This is a genomic window from Aureliella helgolandensis, assembly GCF_007752135.1.
In the GTDB taxonomy this organism is placed as follows: Bacteria; Planctomycetota; Planctomycetia; order Pirellulales; family Pirellulaceae; genus Aureliella; species Aureliella helgolandensis.
Genome location: NZ_CP036298.1, coordinates 3,773,616 through 3,789,896 on the forward strand (window position 1 = coordinate 3,773,616; position 16,281 = coordinate 3,789,896).

11 protein-coding genes and 1 pseudogene are annotated in these 16,281 nt (G+C 50.2%); 8 read left to right on the forward strand and 4 right to left on the reverse strand.

Features of this window, described 5'->3' with window-relative positions:
• Positions 1-16: 16 nt before the first annotated feature.
• From dndC to Q31a_RS13525, 8 genes are all read left to right on the forward strand, one after another.
• Positions 17-1,501 carry a DNA phosphorothioation system sulfurtransferase DndC gene (gene dndC / locus Q31a_RS13490; protein WP_197356805.1) on the forward strand — a complete coding sequence of 495 codons (1,485 nt, stop codon included), beginning with the start codon at positions 17-19 and terminating at the stop codon, positions 1,499-1,501.
• Complete coding sequence (gene dndD / locus Q31a_RS13495; RefSeq protein ID WP_197356806.1) at positions 1,491-3,548, forward strand: DNA sulfur modification protein DndD; 2,058 nt, start codon at positions 1,491-1,493, stop codon at positions 3,546-3,548. The genes dndC and dndD overlap by 11 nt, the downstream gene beginning before the upstream one ends.
• Positions 3,535-3,894 (forward strand): DNA sulfur modification protein DndE, encoded by a 360-nt coding sequence (dndE, locus tag Q31a_RS13500; protein WP_145078496.1) that lies wholly within the window; start codon positions 3,535-3,537, stop codon positions 3,892-3,894. The genes dndD and dndE overlap by 14 nt, the downstream gene beginning before the upstream one ends.
• A gap of 126 nt (positions 3,895-4,020) precedes the next feature.
• On the forward strand, positions 4,021-6,492 hold the full coding sequence (locus tag Q31a_RS13505) for a sigma factor-like helix-turn-helix DNA-binding protein (protein ID WP_145078499.1): 2,472 nt from the start codon (positions 4,021-4,023) through the stop codon (positions 6,490-6,492).
• On the forward strand, positions 6,493-8,727 hold the full coding sequence (locus Q31a_RS13510) for a helicase-related protein (RefSeq protein WP_145078502.1): 2,235 nt from the start codon (positions 6,493-6,495) through the stop codon (positions 8,725-8,727). It begins immediately after the preceding gene.
• Complete coding sequence (locus Q31a_RS13515) at positions 8,724-8,906, forward strand: hypothetical protein (RefSeq protein ID WP_145078505.1); 183 nt, start codon at positions 8,724-8,726, stop codon at positions 8,904-8,906. Before Q31a_RS13510 ends, Q31a_RS13515 begins: the two co-directional genes overlap by 4 nt.
• Positions 8,903-11,035, forward strand: a complete 2,133-nt coding sequence (locus tag Q31a_RS13520) for an AAA family ATPase (protein WP_145078508.1) — start codon at positions 8,903-8,905, stop codon at positions 11,033-11,035. The genes Q31a_RS13515 and Q31a_RS13520 overlap by 4 nt, the downstream gene beginning before the upstream one ends.
• 13 nt (positions 11,036-11,048) lie before the next feature.
• Positions 11,049-11,594 (forward strand): hypothetical protein, encoded by a 546-nt coding sequence (locus Q31a_RS13525; RefSeq protein ID WP_145078511.1) that lies wholly within the window; start codon positions 11,049-11,051, stop codon positions 11,592-11,594.
• A 59-nt stretch (positions 11,595-11,653) separates the two neighbouring features.
• On the opposite strand, the gene Q31a_RS13530 is transcribed toward Q31a_RS13525, so the two are convergent.
• The 4 genes and pseudogenes from Q31a_RS13530 to Q31a_RS13545 all read right to left on the reverse strand — a co-directional run bounded on the left by Q31a_RS13530 (position 11,654) and on the right by Q31a_RS13545 (position 16,188).
• Positions 11,654-12,160 (reverse strand): hypothetical protein, encoded by a 507-nt coding sequence (locus Q31a_RS13530; protein WP_145078514.1) that lies wholly within the window; start codon positions 12,158-12,160, stop codon positions 11,654-11,656.
• Between the two features lie 184 nt (positions 12,161-12,344).
• Complete coding sequence (gene istB, locus Q31a_RS13535) at positions 12,345-13,127, reverse strand: IS21-like element helper ATPase IstB (RefSeq protein ID WP_315851662.1); 783 nt, start codon at positions 13,125-13,127, stop codon at positions 12,345-12,347.
• 493 nt (positions 13,128-13,620) lie between these two features.
• Positions 13,621-14,724 (reverse strand): annotated as a pseudogene (gene istA, locus Q31a_RS30830) (IS21 family transposase); the annotation flags it as partial.
• A 171-nt stretch (positions 14,725-14,895) separates the two neighbouring features.
• Positions 14,896-16,188: a DGQHR domain-containing protein gene (locus tag Q31a_RS13545; RefSeq protein WP_145078521.1), complete on the reverse strand. Its 1,293-nt coding sequence runs from the start codon at positions 16,186-16,188 to the stop codon at positions 14,896-14,898.
• Positions 16,189-16,281 lie beyond the last annotated feature (93 nt).

The following is a 16,281-nucleotide window of genomic DNA, read 5'->3' on the forward strand; positions in this document are numbered from 1 at the left end:
AAGGAGATGGACTCTGATGGATGTTGAGGTACCGAGTGTGGCGAGCGAAGCCACGGTGTTTGAGAATAAACCTATTAGCGAATTCTATTCGGAGGTTCAGGCCGTCTACTTGGAAGACACAAAACCATGGGTGCTCGGCTATAGCGGTGGGAAGGATTCAACTGCGACGTTGCAGGTGGTCTGGACTGCGGTGTCCATGCTTCCGCCCGAGAAACGTCACAAGCATGTGTTCGTGATTTCGTCGGATACCTACGTTGAAACCCCCGTAATTGTCAATCACATCGATAGCAATCTTGATGCCATCAACCGAGCTGCGAAAGAGCAAGGGCTTCCATTTAGCGCCGACAAGGTTGTTCCGAAACTGACGGATACCTTTTGGGTTTGCCTCCTCGGTAAAGGGTATCCGGCTCCTACGACGCGATTTCGCTGGTGCACGGAACGAATGAAGATTAGCCCTGCCGATGTGTTTATTCTTGATCGTGTCGCGGAAAGCGGCGAGGTCGTGATGGTCTTGGGCGCAAGAAAAGGAGAGAGTGCTTCACGCGACCAGGTACTGAAGAATCGTGAGATTAAGGGGTCACTGCTTCGCAAACATTCGTCACTTCTGAACGCATATGTTTACGCCCCCATCGAAGACTTCACGACCAACGATGTATGGCAATATATCTTGTCGGCCGATTCTCCCTGGGGCGGCGACAATTCCGAATTAGTCGGCATGTACAAGAGCGCCGCTGGAGGTGAGTGCCCGCTCGTTGTTGACAAGAGTACGCCATCGTGCGGAAACAGCCGCTTTGGTTGCTGGGTTTGTCCGGTCGTTGATAAAGACCATTCGATGGAATCGATGGTTGACAATGGCGAAGACTGGATGGAACCGCTTTTGGAAATTCAGCGAGAACTCGCCTCGCACAAAGACCCAGAAATCAAGAAGAAGATCCGCGAAATAAAACGCCGCGATGGTAGAGTCTGGCGAGCGAAGAGTAAAGAAGATCGCAAACGCGGCTCACGCAACTGGTCTAAGGAAGAGGGCGAGTACATTCCTGGACCCTACAAAATTGCCTACCGCAAAGATCTACTTCAGAAGATCCTGATCGCCCAAAAATCGATTCGCGAGAATGGCCCGGATTCCAAGGCGTGCTTAATCCGTGAGGACGAGCTCAAGGCGATTCGTGACATATGGCGAACTGAATCACAGGAATGGGAAGACTCAATTCCCAAGATCTACAACGATATCTTCGGAGACCGAGAAATCCTTTGGGAAAACGAAGACGTCACTTCGCTGCGCATGAATGATGGGCAGTTGTTGAAAAGTATATGTGACGGCCACGATGTTCCCATGCACCTGGTTGTGAAGCTTGTTTCGCTTGAGCGGAATATGCAAGGAATGACCAAACGCGCTGGTATCTTCAACAAAATTGACAAGATCTTTGCTGAGGACTGGAAAGAGGAGCGAGAAATCCAAGAGATCCTCGAAATGGAGGCAGCAGAACAAAGTGAAAATTAAGAAACTCGTTCTCGATAACTTTGGGCTGTTCCGCGGTCACAATGAAATCGACCTCGATACGCGGGTCGTTCGTGGCAAGGTTAAGCCGATAGTTCTCATCGGTGGCAAAAACGGCTCGGGAAAAACGTCGATCCTAGAATCGATTCGCCTGTGCCTTTACGGATCTCAAGGAATCGCGGATCGCATCTCAGTCAAAGGATATGAACAATACCTGCGTGGCCGCGTCCATCGCGACGACAGCCTGCTAATTAACCCAACTTCAGCGGCAGTCACACTTATATTTGAGCATGCTCACATTGGCGCCAAACATGAGTTCACGGTGACGCGCAGCTGGGATGTTAAAGAAAACAGCGTGAGTTCTTCTCTTGAAGTTTTTCGAGATGGCACCCCGCTTGACGAGATCGACCGTGAGAACGCAGAAGAGTTTCTGCGAGACCTCGTACCGCCAGGCGTTGCACAACTCTACTTCTTTGACGGCGAAAAGATTCAGGAACTCGCCGAAGCCGAGGACGTCGATGCCGCACTTTCAGACGCAATCAAGAACTTGCTCGGATTAGAGTTAGTGGATCGCTTGCAGGCTGATCTTCGCATCTATAAGAACCGTATCGATAACGAAGATGCCAATGCGGATGTAGTCAAGACAATTGAAGCAATGGACAATGAGCTTCTGGAGCGACGTAGCGAGCTTGTTGAATTGCGAAAGTCACATGACGCAGCCGTGTCCCAATCCGATTCGATTCGCAAAGACATCGCAAGGCAGGAAGCCAGAATTGCGAAAGAGGGCGGAGCTTACGCAAACAAACGCGAAGAGCTTGAAGTTCAGAAGCGGAGCCATACTGCACGAATCGAGGAACTCGAGAACGAAATTCGAAGACATGCGGAGAACCTGTTGCCGTTCACCATCGTTCCACAGCTGTGCAACGAAGTAGAGTTCCAACTTTCCGCCGAACGCAAAATACAAGAATGGAACGCGGTTGAGAAAGTTGTCGAAGACCGAGGGAGCAAGTTCCAGATTACTGTTAAGAAGCTCCTCCGACAGCATGAGAAAGACATCGGCGCAGAAATACTCAGTGGGATCGAATCAGAGATATTGGTTGCACTCATGCACTTTGTAGAGAAACCCAAGGAGCTCAGCACTGCGTCAGCTATTCACAACCTCTCAAGCGACCAGCAAGCGCGGCTGCTAACTGGAATTGAACGTGCTCGAACCGAAGTGCCTGGACAGATTGAGAAACTGCGAAAGTCACTCGAAAAGGAAACTCGCTCGCTACTGAAAGCTGAACAGGCACTCAAAAAAGTACCGAGCGAAGATCAACTGAAACCGATGGTCGAAGCGATCAACGAACTGAACCAGCAACTTGGCGCCTCCCAGACTATCGTGAGACAAAAAGAGTCGGCACTTGGTAGCGCCGATTTCGCAATCAAGGAGCTCGAGCGCAAGCTTGAGAAGGCCGAGAAACTCAAACGCGAGTCGGGCAAGTTGCACCAAAAACAAGAATTTGCAGAGCGCGTGCAAGCAGTGCTTGAAGAGTATCACAAGAAACTACTCCAAGCGAAATCGACAGAGCTTGGCGAGGCATTGATAAAACGCTTCTCACAGCTTTGGCGAAAAGGCGACCGGGCCAAGCGAATCGAGATAAATCCTACGACATACGAAGTCGTTTTGTACGATCGACATGACCGTGCAGTTCCTAAGAAAGAACTTTCCGCGGGTGAAAAGCAAATCTACGCGATTGCCATTTTATGGGCACTCGCTGACGTCTCCGGCCGACCGTTACCTATGGTAATCGATACGCCACTCGGTCGCCTAGACGGAGATCACCGAAATCACCTTGTAGAACGCTACTTCCCACATGCAAGCCACCAAGTCATCATCCTCAGTACGGATACCGAGATCGACGAAGAATATTTCAACGATCTTTCCCCCTCAGTTAGTCACGCGATCCACCTGCATTATGCCAAGGATGATGCGAGGACGATTGTCGAAGACGGCTATTTTTGGAAACGCCGATCAACCAAGAAGGAGTTAGCCGGTGCAACTCAATAAGATAAAACTCACAACCGATTCCTCGGAACGCTTGAAGCAGTTAAAAGCGAAGACTGGGCTCACACCAAACATTCTGTGCCGCATCGGCTTTTGCCTGTCACTAAAAGACAACATCGTTCCAGATCCGGAGAAGTACCCCGAGGAGGACCGCGAATTCAACCGTTACACGCTGCTCGGTGAGTGGGATTCGCTCTATGTTGCCCTGCTTCGCCAGCGACTGGCCGCTGACGGCGTCACCGACCATCCGGAGGAGGCATATTTTCGAGCTCATCTGAACCGCGGAGTTTACACCCTCAGCCGGCTCGTGAGGTCCGTCGCAGACTTGGCAAATCTCACAATCTATTGATTCTGTTGTTGAACTCTATCGAAACTACGATAGATACAAACGCCCCAGTCTAGCGGGTAAACAAGCCCTGACTATAATGGTAATTCTCAGATTTGACATGCTATTTCTAGCGAGTTAGGGTGAACGTTGTCTGAAGTAAGCGAAACGCAGCGATTAGATTGTGTATGCGGGAAGAAGCTCCGCATTCCTGCGAACGTATCTTCAACAGCCAAGGCGGGGAAATGCCCGAAGTGTCAAGCTCCGTTCGAATATCGCGACGGAACTTGGTTTTGTGTTGCGTCGGATGTTGACATCTCAGCCATTTCGCTGGTGTCGCCGAAACCTAACATTCTGCCCACTAATAAGTTGGTCAAACTATCTGAATATACGGTTGCAAAAAATGCTTCCCTCACTGACGGTCAGGCCTCTGAACCTGTAATCGCAGATCAGTATCAGCCACCGATCGGATCGCCAGATCGCAGCCATTTGCCGATTGTCGTATCTGCCAGTCCTCTCTCTAGGGTTTTTGCCGAACTGGTGACTACGCAGTTCACCGATGGCGACTCCGGAACTCCATTCTACATTGCTAGAACGGAAGGAGATGCTAACTCCAATTTGTGCGGCGAGTCAGAGAATGTCGGAATCCATGAGGCGATTCGTGATTCGCTTGCACTTGCTTTGGGATTAACATCGCGTTACCCGAAGACGGTTGTTTCTGCCATTACACTTGCTTGTCATCCCTGGCCAGATTCAGCTATTTCGCGGAGTGAAATCGCAACAATTGCTGCTGAGATGTGCCCGGGGCTGAACATCGCCCATCCGAGTATGTGCGAGATAGCTATTGACCGCCTACTACGACTCGCAGATGCAATGCGGTTTCAAGACGCAAAAGAGCTTGAGCTACTGTTTGCAAATGCAGCGGCGACGATTGAATCTTACGCAGCAGAGGTCCCAGGAATGCGGCTGGGAAGAGAGTTTGAATGCAGCAACATCGCATTGGTGCAATCGCCAATTGGGATTGGCGTTCAGACGCTTGGAGTAGAGAAAAAGAAATTCTCCAACTCACCAGCAACAAAGCCAAACTTTTGGCGGACCACAATTCTTGCATTTCTTTCTTCTTCTGCTTTACGTGGTTCCCGTGACACAGGGGGCGCGATTGGCGGCGAGAAGACAGGCGTTTCTATTGAACAGCTAGCTCGACATCTTGGTGTTGAACTACCAGAATGCGAGTTTGATGCATATATCAATAGGCTTGATGATCGCGTACTTGATATTTTTCGTTGCAGGACTTTTCGGATTGGTATTCCAGACACCCTCGAAGAAATTGCATCGCGTTGGAATATTACAAGAGAGCGTGTGAGACAAATCGAAGTAAAGGCGAGCGAGCGACTGAAGCGGCAGTTTGGAGAAACTTTAAAGGGAATAGGAAAGCAGGCTTTCGTTTCCCTAACTCACTATGTTGTTCGAAAAAATCTATTCCACGAAATCACATTAGCAATAGTAAAACAGAGCAGCCACAGAGAAATTTTGACTGGATTCTTAGCTGAAGTGTTCGGTCCCTGGCAAACGGCTGGAGCGTGGCTTTATCACAAGTCACTCGAAGAATCAGTCTGCACATTGCGTAATCTATCAATTGAACGAGCAGACTCCTACGGGGTCCTCGATCGAGATACACTCGAATCTCACTGTGAAGAATTATTCCTTTCCCACACTGACCGCGATGATTTTCTAAGGGAAGAGCTTGGGCTCGGTAACTACTTTGGGATATGGACTAATAAAAACACTTTGCGATGCCAAGTTGCTGCCGCCTTGAGACATGTTGGTCGCTCTTCAACTAAGGAAGAGATTGCGGATTTAATTGGGCATCCTGCCGAGTGTGTTGGAAGCATTCTTGCGAATTTGGATGGTGTCGTTAGAGCGGATCGCTATCGTTGGGGATTTCATGGGTGGATTGATGATGTTTACGACGGAATCGTTGGAGAGATCGAACAACGGATTGACGCCTACAGCGGCTCAGTACCTATTCACATTTTGCTCAGCGAGATCCCATCGCAGTTTAATGTGGCGGAAGGATCCGTACGGGCCTACCTCGCATCCACAGCATTCAAAGTCGAGAATGGCATTGTTCGTCGAGCAGGCATTGAAGAATATACGCCTCGAAATCCCGAGAATTGCAGAGATGCTGTCCGCATAGGCGACCGGTGGGCTTATCGGTCGCTCGTTCATCAGCGTCACTTCAATGGCTATTCACTCGGTGTCAATTTTGATGTTGCGTACGCGAATGGTTTGAGACCTGGAGACAATTTAGTTGTTTCGATTGATGGTTGCGAGTCTCACGCAAGTCTAATTTGGCGCCCTCACAATTTGAATCGTTTGGTCGACGTTGGACGAATTAGTGAATTCCTCCTGACGCAAGGCTACAAGGCTGGCGACACCGTATTTCTAATCCCGAGTAGAGAAGGGATTGCGATAGTAGACGAGCAGAAACTGTTTAAGGACTATGGTGAGTTGAAATCGCTTCCATCAACTTCCATTGATGACGAAGACTGTACTCGCAACCGCGAGGATTTGAAACTCGAAGTAAACGATCCATTGCTTGATCTACTCGGAGAATTCTAGGTGCCTGAGCTCCTAACATCGTGGGATCCGAAATGGAAGCGTCGCTATAACTCGCCGCCGGACAATCTAATTGACGGTTTCTACTCACCCGCATTAATTCGCAGTCACCAATACGACCGTGCAGTTGGATTTTTCTCATCGTCGCTGCTCGCCGCAATCTCACCCGCGTTGGATACATTTGTCTCGAACGGCGGTACCATGCGTTTGATTACATCGCCGGCAAACCTGAGCGATGAAGATTTGGAGGCAATGGGTAAGGGGGAATTATTCAAGGCGAAGCTACAAGACGATTTGCAGTCAGAGATTTACCGCTCAATTCCCAGCGCGGTTCAGCTGGACCGTCTCAAATTATTGACATGGATGGTCGCTTCAGGACGCCTCGAAATTAGGATCGCACTTCGTGAGCATGCGGACCACTACTCGCTGTTTCATGAAAAGATTGGAGTATTCACCGACTTAGCTGGTAATTGGATGTCATTCTCGGGCAGCCCTAATGAAACCGTTGGTGGTGCATGCAAACATTCAGAATCGTTTCCGTTACACCGCAGTTGGGCAAGCGAAGATCAAAAGGCCTACGCGGAGGAGGAACGTGATCGCATCAATGATGTTTGGAATGAACAAATAGATGGTGTCAAGACTTGGACCGTAAATGAATGGATTGAAGATCCGATGCAGCTTAGTTTCGGTGTACGCGAGCCGAAGGTACAATACAGCGTTAAAAAACAATTTCGTCGGACGTTCCTTCCGCCGATTGAGGAGGCCGACGTTCTTGTGAATTTACCCTTTGAAAGAATATCCCTAGTTCCGCGGCTTCCTGAGAAGTTAGAGCTTCACGATTACCAGCGGAACGCAGTAAATAAATGGCTTGTAGCCGGTGGCCGAGGCATATTTGCAATGGCAACGGGAACTGGCAAGACGATTACGGCTTTAGCGGGAGCAACACAGGCTTCATTACATGCGGCAACAAACCATCGCCCACTACTGATTTTGGTGATAGTTCCGTTGATCGATTTGGTACACCAGTGGAGGAAGAACGCGGAATGGTTCGGCTTTCGTCCCGTTGTCTGTCACGGTAATCTCAACAAAGCCGAACAGGATGCTTTGAAAGCGGCTTTCTCTGCTGTTCGTTCTGCCCATGCACAGCGTTCAGAGATGGTCATCACGACGGCTGGCAGTCTAACTCCTCTGGGTAGGTCGAATCCATCCGATCATTTTCTTCAGCGCCAACTTGCCCGTCACAATGGATCGTTGCTGGTGATTGGCGACGAAATGCATTCTCTTGGTACTCAGGATAGAATAGATGCGTTACCGAAGGCTCCAAGCTTCACGCTCGGGTTGTCCGCAACTCCCAAACGCTATGGTGATGAAGAGGGGACTGCAGCCTTGCTTCGATACTTCGGTGACCCCGTTGTTACCATTGACATTAAGGATGCGATTTATACGTACAAAACCCTCGTCGAGTATGACTACTACCCTATAAGAATCGACCTAACATTCGACGAAGCAGGCGAATATCGAAAGCTATCGGCAAGAATCGCTGCTGCGTATGCTGGTAATGATCTGCAAACTGCGGAGAAGCTCATCCGATTTCGAAACCGATTAAAACAACATGCAATTAATAAGCTGAGCCGGCTTCGGGAGCTAATGCGGTCAGGCTTGAAGGATCAAACGCACCAAATCATCTACGTTGCCGAAGGACGTCATCCTGAGAGCGATCTAGGCCAGCTCGACCAAGTCGAACAATTGCTGCGAAATGAGTTCGACATGAAGGTAGCACGCTATTACGGCGAAACAAGCTCGGATCAGCGCGAGGCGCTTCAACAGAGTCTTGCACGCGGCGACATTCAGGCACTATTGGCCATGAAGTGCTTGGACGAAGGTGTGGATATTCCATCAGTGCGCGTCGGAATTATCACAGCTTCAACTCAAAACCCTCGACAATTTGTTCAGCGACGCGGTCGCCTGCTCCGACGCGACCCGAATAGTCCGAAGTCTCATGCTGTGATCTACGATTTCATCGTTTTGCCGCCACTTACTAACGGGGTGAATCTTGAATCTGAGAAAACGTTAATTGGAGCAGAGTTATCACGTTCTGCGGAGTTGGCCGACGCCGCGCGGAACCGCGAGGTGCTGTTCGACATTCGCGAGTGGGCCTATCATTATCAACTTGATCCAGAGAAATACACTTGGATGGAACTTTCAGGCCAAGAACCAATGCAGGAGTGGATACCATGAGCGCTTTCCAAGAACGAATGAAGAAGCTCGCGAGCGAGCTATCACCAGAAGCGAAGGATATTGTGAAAAAGGTCGTTACGGCCGAACATCATAAGCGTTTCAGTGACCGCAGCAATCTTCCAGATGAATTTGCAACTGCAGCGTTGCAAGCAGCCAAACGCAAAGAAGCGACATCATGAAGTTTATCTCACTGAGAATGAGAAACTGGCGATCTTTCCAAGGTCAGCATGAGATCGAGTTTTCCGTTGATCCAGAACGCCCCGTAACGTTACTGCTGGGCCCCAACGGTGCTGGCAAAACGGCACTACTGAACGCCTTCACTTGGGCGATATATGGTGAATTCACTGAGGGCTTCGATCACACGGATCGCTTGGTGAATCTTGCAGCAGCGGAGCTCGACAAATCGGCGGATGCATTCGTTGAGATTCGACTGCAACATGAGGAAGACGAATATAGCGTTCGACGATCCACTAACGCACAGCGACAATTGACGGCGGATAACGACTTGGTCGTTACGCGAAACGGCGAGCGCGCGGTCGAAGCCGATATTCATCGCATCCTTCCCAAGCCGTTAAAGGACTTGTTCTTCTTCCCGGCTGAGACCTTCAGCACAGCAAGCGTGTTGAAGGGGGACAATGGCAGAGAGGGAACATCGTTTGATGTGGGCAGGGCAATCCGGTCGCTGCTCTCTGGCGACATCTATCAGAATGCAAGCCAAGACATCCGCGACGCAATTAACAGCAATACGTTAAAGCCACCCAAAAGGGGGCACGGGCAAGAGGCTGTCGATTCCGCGCGACATCAGTATGAACAAGCGGAGGCGGACCTCAATGCGATCGAGTCACGCAAGGATGAGTTGCCGAACTTACTCTCGACGGCGACAAAGCAGGCAGCGAAGGCGAAGTCTGAAGCTGAGCGATACGATCCAAAGGAAATCCAGAAATGGAGCCTACAGAATGACCGCCTCAATAAGTCGGTCGACGCAGCCAAAGAACTTGTTCAGCGAGCTGATTCTATCTATATGGATTTATCGAGGAGCTCCCACCTTCATTTGGCACAGTACGCGTGCGAATCAGCAATTCGGAGGCTGGATCTCGCCGAAACGGCTGGCCTGATGCCTCCACGTATTCATGAGTCGGTTCTTGAAAAAACGCTGGAAACAGGACAGTGCACTCTGTGCAGAACTCCTCTCACAATCCAAACAAGAGAACGCATCCAGATGCTGAGAGACCGCGTGGGTGATGCTCAAATCGCAGTCCGCGGTTTGGAAGCGCGCTCAATGTTGAAGCAGTATCTGGTGCGAAGAGAATCGGAAGTTGATCGGCTACGCGGAGAAATTGAAAAACTCGCAACTGAACTCGAAATACCATCTCCAGCGAAAGATGCCAATTTTAAGATTCTCGCAGCAGTAGCCCGATCTTGTATTACGGTCAGTAATGGGCTCCAACGGCAAGCGAGAATGGATCTCGACAAGTTCATTGCAGAAGCAAATATAGAGCGACCGGCGGATGGCAGAAGCCCGGTTGAAATCGCGATCAACGCTCAGAACCGTGTAGATACAATTGACAATGAACTCGCCAGGATCGATTCACTCGTGGACTCAGCGAAGAAGTCACGGGATGAAACGTTCAAAAACTATAAGGAAAAGTCTGGTAAGTCGGACGAACATAAGCAGAAAACCATTGCCATCGAAATTTTGCAACATGCCAAAGGTTACTTTGACTCGGCGCGCCAAGGACTTGAAGATTTCGGCCGGGAAGACTTCGAGAAAGCGATCAACAAAACTTACTCCGACCTGATCGCTAAACCGTTCACAATTAAGGTTGATACGGATTTCAGCATTCGGGTGCAGCTCACTGATAGTCGCGAAACGGTCCCGCTTTCGCAATCAGAGAAAGTGCTTTTGCTTATAGCCTTTCTTGGTGCGATCGCTCGGCTGGCGCCTCACTACGAAGACATCGCAAAGCACAATCAACAACTTTCAATGACCGGCACCGTTGCAACGTCTAAGCGAACTGGATTTCCTGTTGTTCTTGACGCCCCCACCAGTCCGTTGGACGAGGAATACGAGATCGAAGTCGTCGATGCGCTTCCAAACCTGCTACCACAGATCATCGTTCCCGTCTCTGCAAAGTCAGTCACCGTCTGGGAGCGAATCGCAGACAAGGTAGGCAAAGCATACGTTATGGAACTGACATCAAGCACTGCATCTAATCGAAAAGTGACTTGGAGCGGAAAGGATTATGTTTACAGCGTCAACAATGCGGATGCTTTGCCCGCTCGAACCCGTATTGCGTCACTTAATTAGGAGAGAATTCTACATGGCTAACGTAACAATCTATGCGGAACATCGCGATATGCTTGATGCTCTCATCACGTCGGGGAAGGTTGCCTCAATCGCAGGCGCTACCAAGACCGGCCCTTTTAAAGACCAGCGAGACGCGTACGTGTTTGCCGCTTCCATCGCAATTGCTTTGAACAACCCGACAGCGGTCGATTCGATGCCTAAGACGACGAAGGATAACACATTGATCAAGGATCATACTTTACTTGCTGCTAATGGTGGCAAAGAGATTGCGATTACAGTTGCAATGACAACTATGGATATTGAGCATTTAACGATCGATCAATCTCTGTCGTACCAGCTCGACCTAATATCCGAAGAACGGGTGGTTGAGAGATTGTCGTTGCTCGACCGTTTCGCACATGCTGGGTTCAAATGGTTAGCTGAGCGTCGCGATGATGAAAGCAGTATCCGCGACCTAATGCTCACAGCCATTGACGAAATTGATTGCTTGAAGTCGGATGACTCCGCCACCGAAGATGTTCGCGACCCACTTCTCGATTTGCTAGATATGCAGCTCTGATGGCTGGGAATTGCGATTGTAAGTCGAAACTCTAGTCGCAGATTGTTTTCTCGGTGCACCTATTCACACAGTTTTTCTAGCGGGTCATCAATTTCCAGGACCAGCTCCTCTGGCGCGGCGCGTTCCAGGGACTCAACAAGCTTTTCCGCCATGAATTTTGAACACTTGAGGGATTCACCTTCCCCGTAAATTCCAGCTGTCTCTTGCAAATGCTTTCGAACCAGCGAACGCCAGGACGGACTATACGTCTTCTTAAGTTTCTGCCAGCCCACTAGACCTCGAATGCTTTTGAGTTCAAAGATTTCGTGGATATACTCCGTTGCTAGCATTTTTACTTCCTCTGGGGAGCGCCCACGCCAATCTTCATAAGGTGCGAGGAGAGTGTAAATCAAGAAAGAAACGACTGACTTTTCCGCAGTTCGAGTTACGTTGAGAGTGTCGTCATCGCGAACCAAGAACCCAGTCCAAAAACAACGCAGCCGAGAAATATAGCCAACCCTTTCGTTAAAAAGTTCTGCCCAAACATTGGCGTACTCGTTCGGAGTAATCGGATCATTTTCGGTCATCTGGACTCTGCACATTTCAACGAATGCTGTCAGTTGTTCGGCGACAACTACCTCTGCGCTTTAGCGACAACTAGAAGTTCCTATCGAGTATTGGGATTTGCCGTAGCTGCCGAGTTGTGAAGTGAGCCGTAGGCGAACGAGCAACTCGGCAGCTACGGCGTCGACTGGGCTAGCCTAGTGGTTCCTAACCGTCTGCCTGCTTGGACTGCTTGGCTTGGGCCAGGCGGTAGCTTTCAGCGTTCAATTCGAGGATTACACTGTGGTGGACCAAGCGGTCGATGGCAGCCGCCGTGGTCATCGGATCTTTGAAGATCTGCTCCCACTTGCCGAACGGGAGATTGCTTGTCAGCATAACGCTGCTGCGTTCGTAGCGGTCGGCGAGTAACGTGAAGAGCACTTCCATCTCCTCGCGACTCTGCTGCACATAACCGATATCGTCGATCATTAGAGCGTCGAAACGACCGAGGCTCTTCAATACGCGGCTTAGCTTAAGGTCCCGCTTGGCGATCAGTAAGTCTTGAACCAACAGGCTGCAACTGCTGAAGTACACCCGCCGGCCCTGGCGAATCAATTCCTGCGAAATTGAACTCAGTAAATGCGTCTTTCCGCTACCCGGCTTACCGAACGCGAGCACGTTTTCGCAGCGATCGACGAAGGAGCCCTCGAGCAGGCTACGCACCTGCCGAGACACTTTCGTCGGTAGACGCTTCAGATCGAAACTCTCCAGCGTCTTCTCCAGTGGAAGACGGCTCTTGCGGAGTGCCGACTCGATGCGATTCGTCTGGCGAGTCTGGCATTCCAGCGACGCCAACTCCTGCAAGTATTGCTCGTAGCTTAGGCTCTGCTGTTCGGCTCGTCGGGCTACAGGCTCGTAGTTCTCCCGGAATTCCGGTAAGCGGAGCTCGCGTAGCTGGTCGGTCAACAATTCCTTCGTATCCTTGGCCTTCATCACTGCCCTCCTTGGCATAAGTTAAAAAAACATCCTGACTATCAACAACTTGTTCACAGCATCGCAATGCCTGCCGCAGTTCGCCGGTTACTTCTACCGCATTCACGGCTTCGTCCACTCCCGTGTCGCTGTACCAACTGTCAGTCTCGTCCAGCAAACTATCGAAGCTCGACAGGTTTACTGGCTCGACATCTACGTCCGTCACACTTGCTAGCTGCCTGGAGTCCGAGCGAACAAGTAGTTGGACCTGCAGCGAGCTGAGCGATTTCGTGCCGGCCAGCAGCTCACGCAGTACGTCATCGACTTGTGATTCGCTCTCGCGGGCAGCCAAATGCAAAATGGCTAAGTATTCCTTGGCCGAACGACGTGCGTCGTGACGCTCACGCAACGCGTCGTAGGCCATCCGGAAATTCGTTGTTGGGAATAGCTCGTCTTGGTAACGGTAATTCTCAAACGCGCCCGGCTTGCGTACGAGCCAGTCGATAATATGGCGGTAGTTGATCAGTTGCTTGTCGCGACCTCGAAGACGCGGAAAACTATCAACACATTTCTGTGCGTACCAGATCTCAATGTGATCCATGTAGATACGAGCTTCGACCTCTTCACCGATCAGCCGACTGTGCACCGAATACGTATTCCGACTAACTTGGATCAGGCTGCCGGTACGCACGCGTACACGCTCTTTACGAACGCTCTCGAGCCGACTCGTCGGAAGGCCTCGCAACTGTGCGACGTCTTCTGCCGCACGCTTGCTGCGCGACATATTGCGACTGGTTACCAACGACTGAAGAAACTCCTCGTAACTCTGGGCGTTTGAGAACTCTCGACTGCCACGCAACATCAAGGCTTGGTCGACCGCTGTCTTGAAACCGCGGTGCGATGATTCGACATCACCGTTTTCGTTCGGGCAGCGTGGCTGAGTCTTCTCAATCTTCACGCGATAGTGCTCCATCAAGGCTTGATATCGCCCAGTGAACTCGCGTCGATCACACTGGTTGTTAACCGCTGCGCTGAGCCGGTCGGTGCGATGGCGGCGGGGCACACCGCCAAGCCGATGCAGGGCGTTCTGCAGCCCTTCACTCAGGCTTTCAAAACTCTCTGAGTAGCATACGGTTATCGCTTCCCAATTCGAGTACGTCAGCACGAAGTGATAGACCATGTGGGCATAGTGCTGACCAGCAATCGTCACATCCAAGCCGCTCATGTCGCTAAAGTCGGAGGCACTCAGGTCACCTGGATGATGCACCTGGGAAAAGTACACTTCTTTGGCAGGACCCGAGCTGCCACGCCACTGCTTGATCCGTCGCTGTAACGTGCGAAGGTGGCTCTGGTCAAAATCGTCCGGATGCTCGCGGCACAACCACTCCAGCAGCGTTTTCGCCTGAAGCCCAGGGCTCTCAACTAACCGCTCCTCAATCGACGGCCATACCGACTCCAGAGGATCCTGCCGAGTTCGGTAAGCCCGCGGCATTCGCGTTTCACTTGGCAGCTGTTCCATGCTTCGATACTTCCTTGCAGTACGCTCACTCATCCCTGTCCTTAGCGCTGATTCGACCAAGGTCTTGCCAGACGACAAAAGACGATGCAGCTTCTTAACTTGACGATCCTGAATCACGTAACTCTCCTTCTACAAGAGAGTTACGATTGTCCACCAACAGATCGAAACCGGTAATTCTAATTGTCGTCGGCAGGCTCGCCTTAACCCGCACACACGCCCCAAACTACCAACACCCAAACCCCCAAACCGGAACTTCTAGTTGGCGTCAGCCGGCAAATCTAGTTGTCGCTATACAGTCAGTATTGCTTTTTGAAAAACCAGCTGAAAAGCCAGGTCGTCTGATTTCTCCGCACTAATGACTTTCTCTAGCTGAGTGAAGTTATGTCCGGAACCGAAGGATTCCGCGAACGCTTTCTTGCCGTGACGATCCATCGCCGCCCAGCACTCAAGGCTTCCATCGAGTATTCGGAGCTTTCGAAGTTTTTCAATAAAAGACCTATAGGGAGCAGTCGAAGTAAGAACTTTTGATAATGCCGGGCCCCACGACGATACAAACCATCGCTGGAGTTGCTCAAGCTCAGTCCATCCAAGATAAATCGGAAGGTTGTTTTTCCTGGCGTCACTTACTGCGCCATCAAAATTTAAGCTATTGTCAAGCTGCTTAAAGTGACGCAACCAATCTTGGGCCTTGTCGTAATCATAATGGTCGAGTTTGGGAATGTCTAAGAATTCAGCAACAGTTTTGTACAGTGCCAGCAAAGATGTTAGATGAATACCCTTATCGAATCTTAGACTATCCGAATACCAGTCAACCAGCGCAAGTGGGAGGCTTCCAATTGCAAGGCGCTGCTCAAGAGTTTGTTCGTCAGGTCTCACTCTTCGTTCCATCAATGTCCGAGTAAGCACTGCTGCCGGATCACGATCGTCTAGCAAAACATTACGTGTTTCGCTAACGGTTTTGGCTTGTCGGTTTAAGTCAATAAATATCTTCCTGACACTTGATAGTAAGTTTGCATTGTCCGTCTTGAATCCTATCGATGAATCTAAGAGCAGTAGTACTACTGGAATCGAAACATCTTTCAGGTTTTCTGGGGCGACATCCGCTAGAGACTTTAGTGCAGAATACCTGTGTTGTCCGTCGACAACAATCGCTTTCAATTCATTAACGTCCCATCGAATTGTGCCATAGCTAGTTGCCGTTTTTTCCCCTGTACTACTCTCCCTTTTCGCATATCTAATTTTGACCCCTTCCAGCTCATCCTTATTGCCTTCCCGCCGAACTGAATACTTCGTTTTCAGTTGGTTCCTTTGATGCGGCAACAGCACCACGACAAGCGCGCTAAAAAACTTGAGCTCTCCTTGACGCATTAGATATGGGGCAATTTCCGACTTGACTCTGAGATCATCAATGTCGCGCTGGAACAATTCTTCTAACACGATTTCGGCAGGATCGAAAATCAATTCACGTGCCACGTGCAGATTCCCTATCGCTTCATCTGCAGCCATCGTTAGCATGAAATACGGTACCTTGCAGCCGGTGAGTTCAAACGCTCCGCTTACGAAAGGAAATTCGGGTGTCATGGCAGTTCAGACCTTCCGCTTCAAAAGTGGTTTTCGGAAAAAGATAGATAGTGCGCAGGCCTTGGGGGACAGTTTTGCTAAGGTAATCTACCC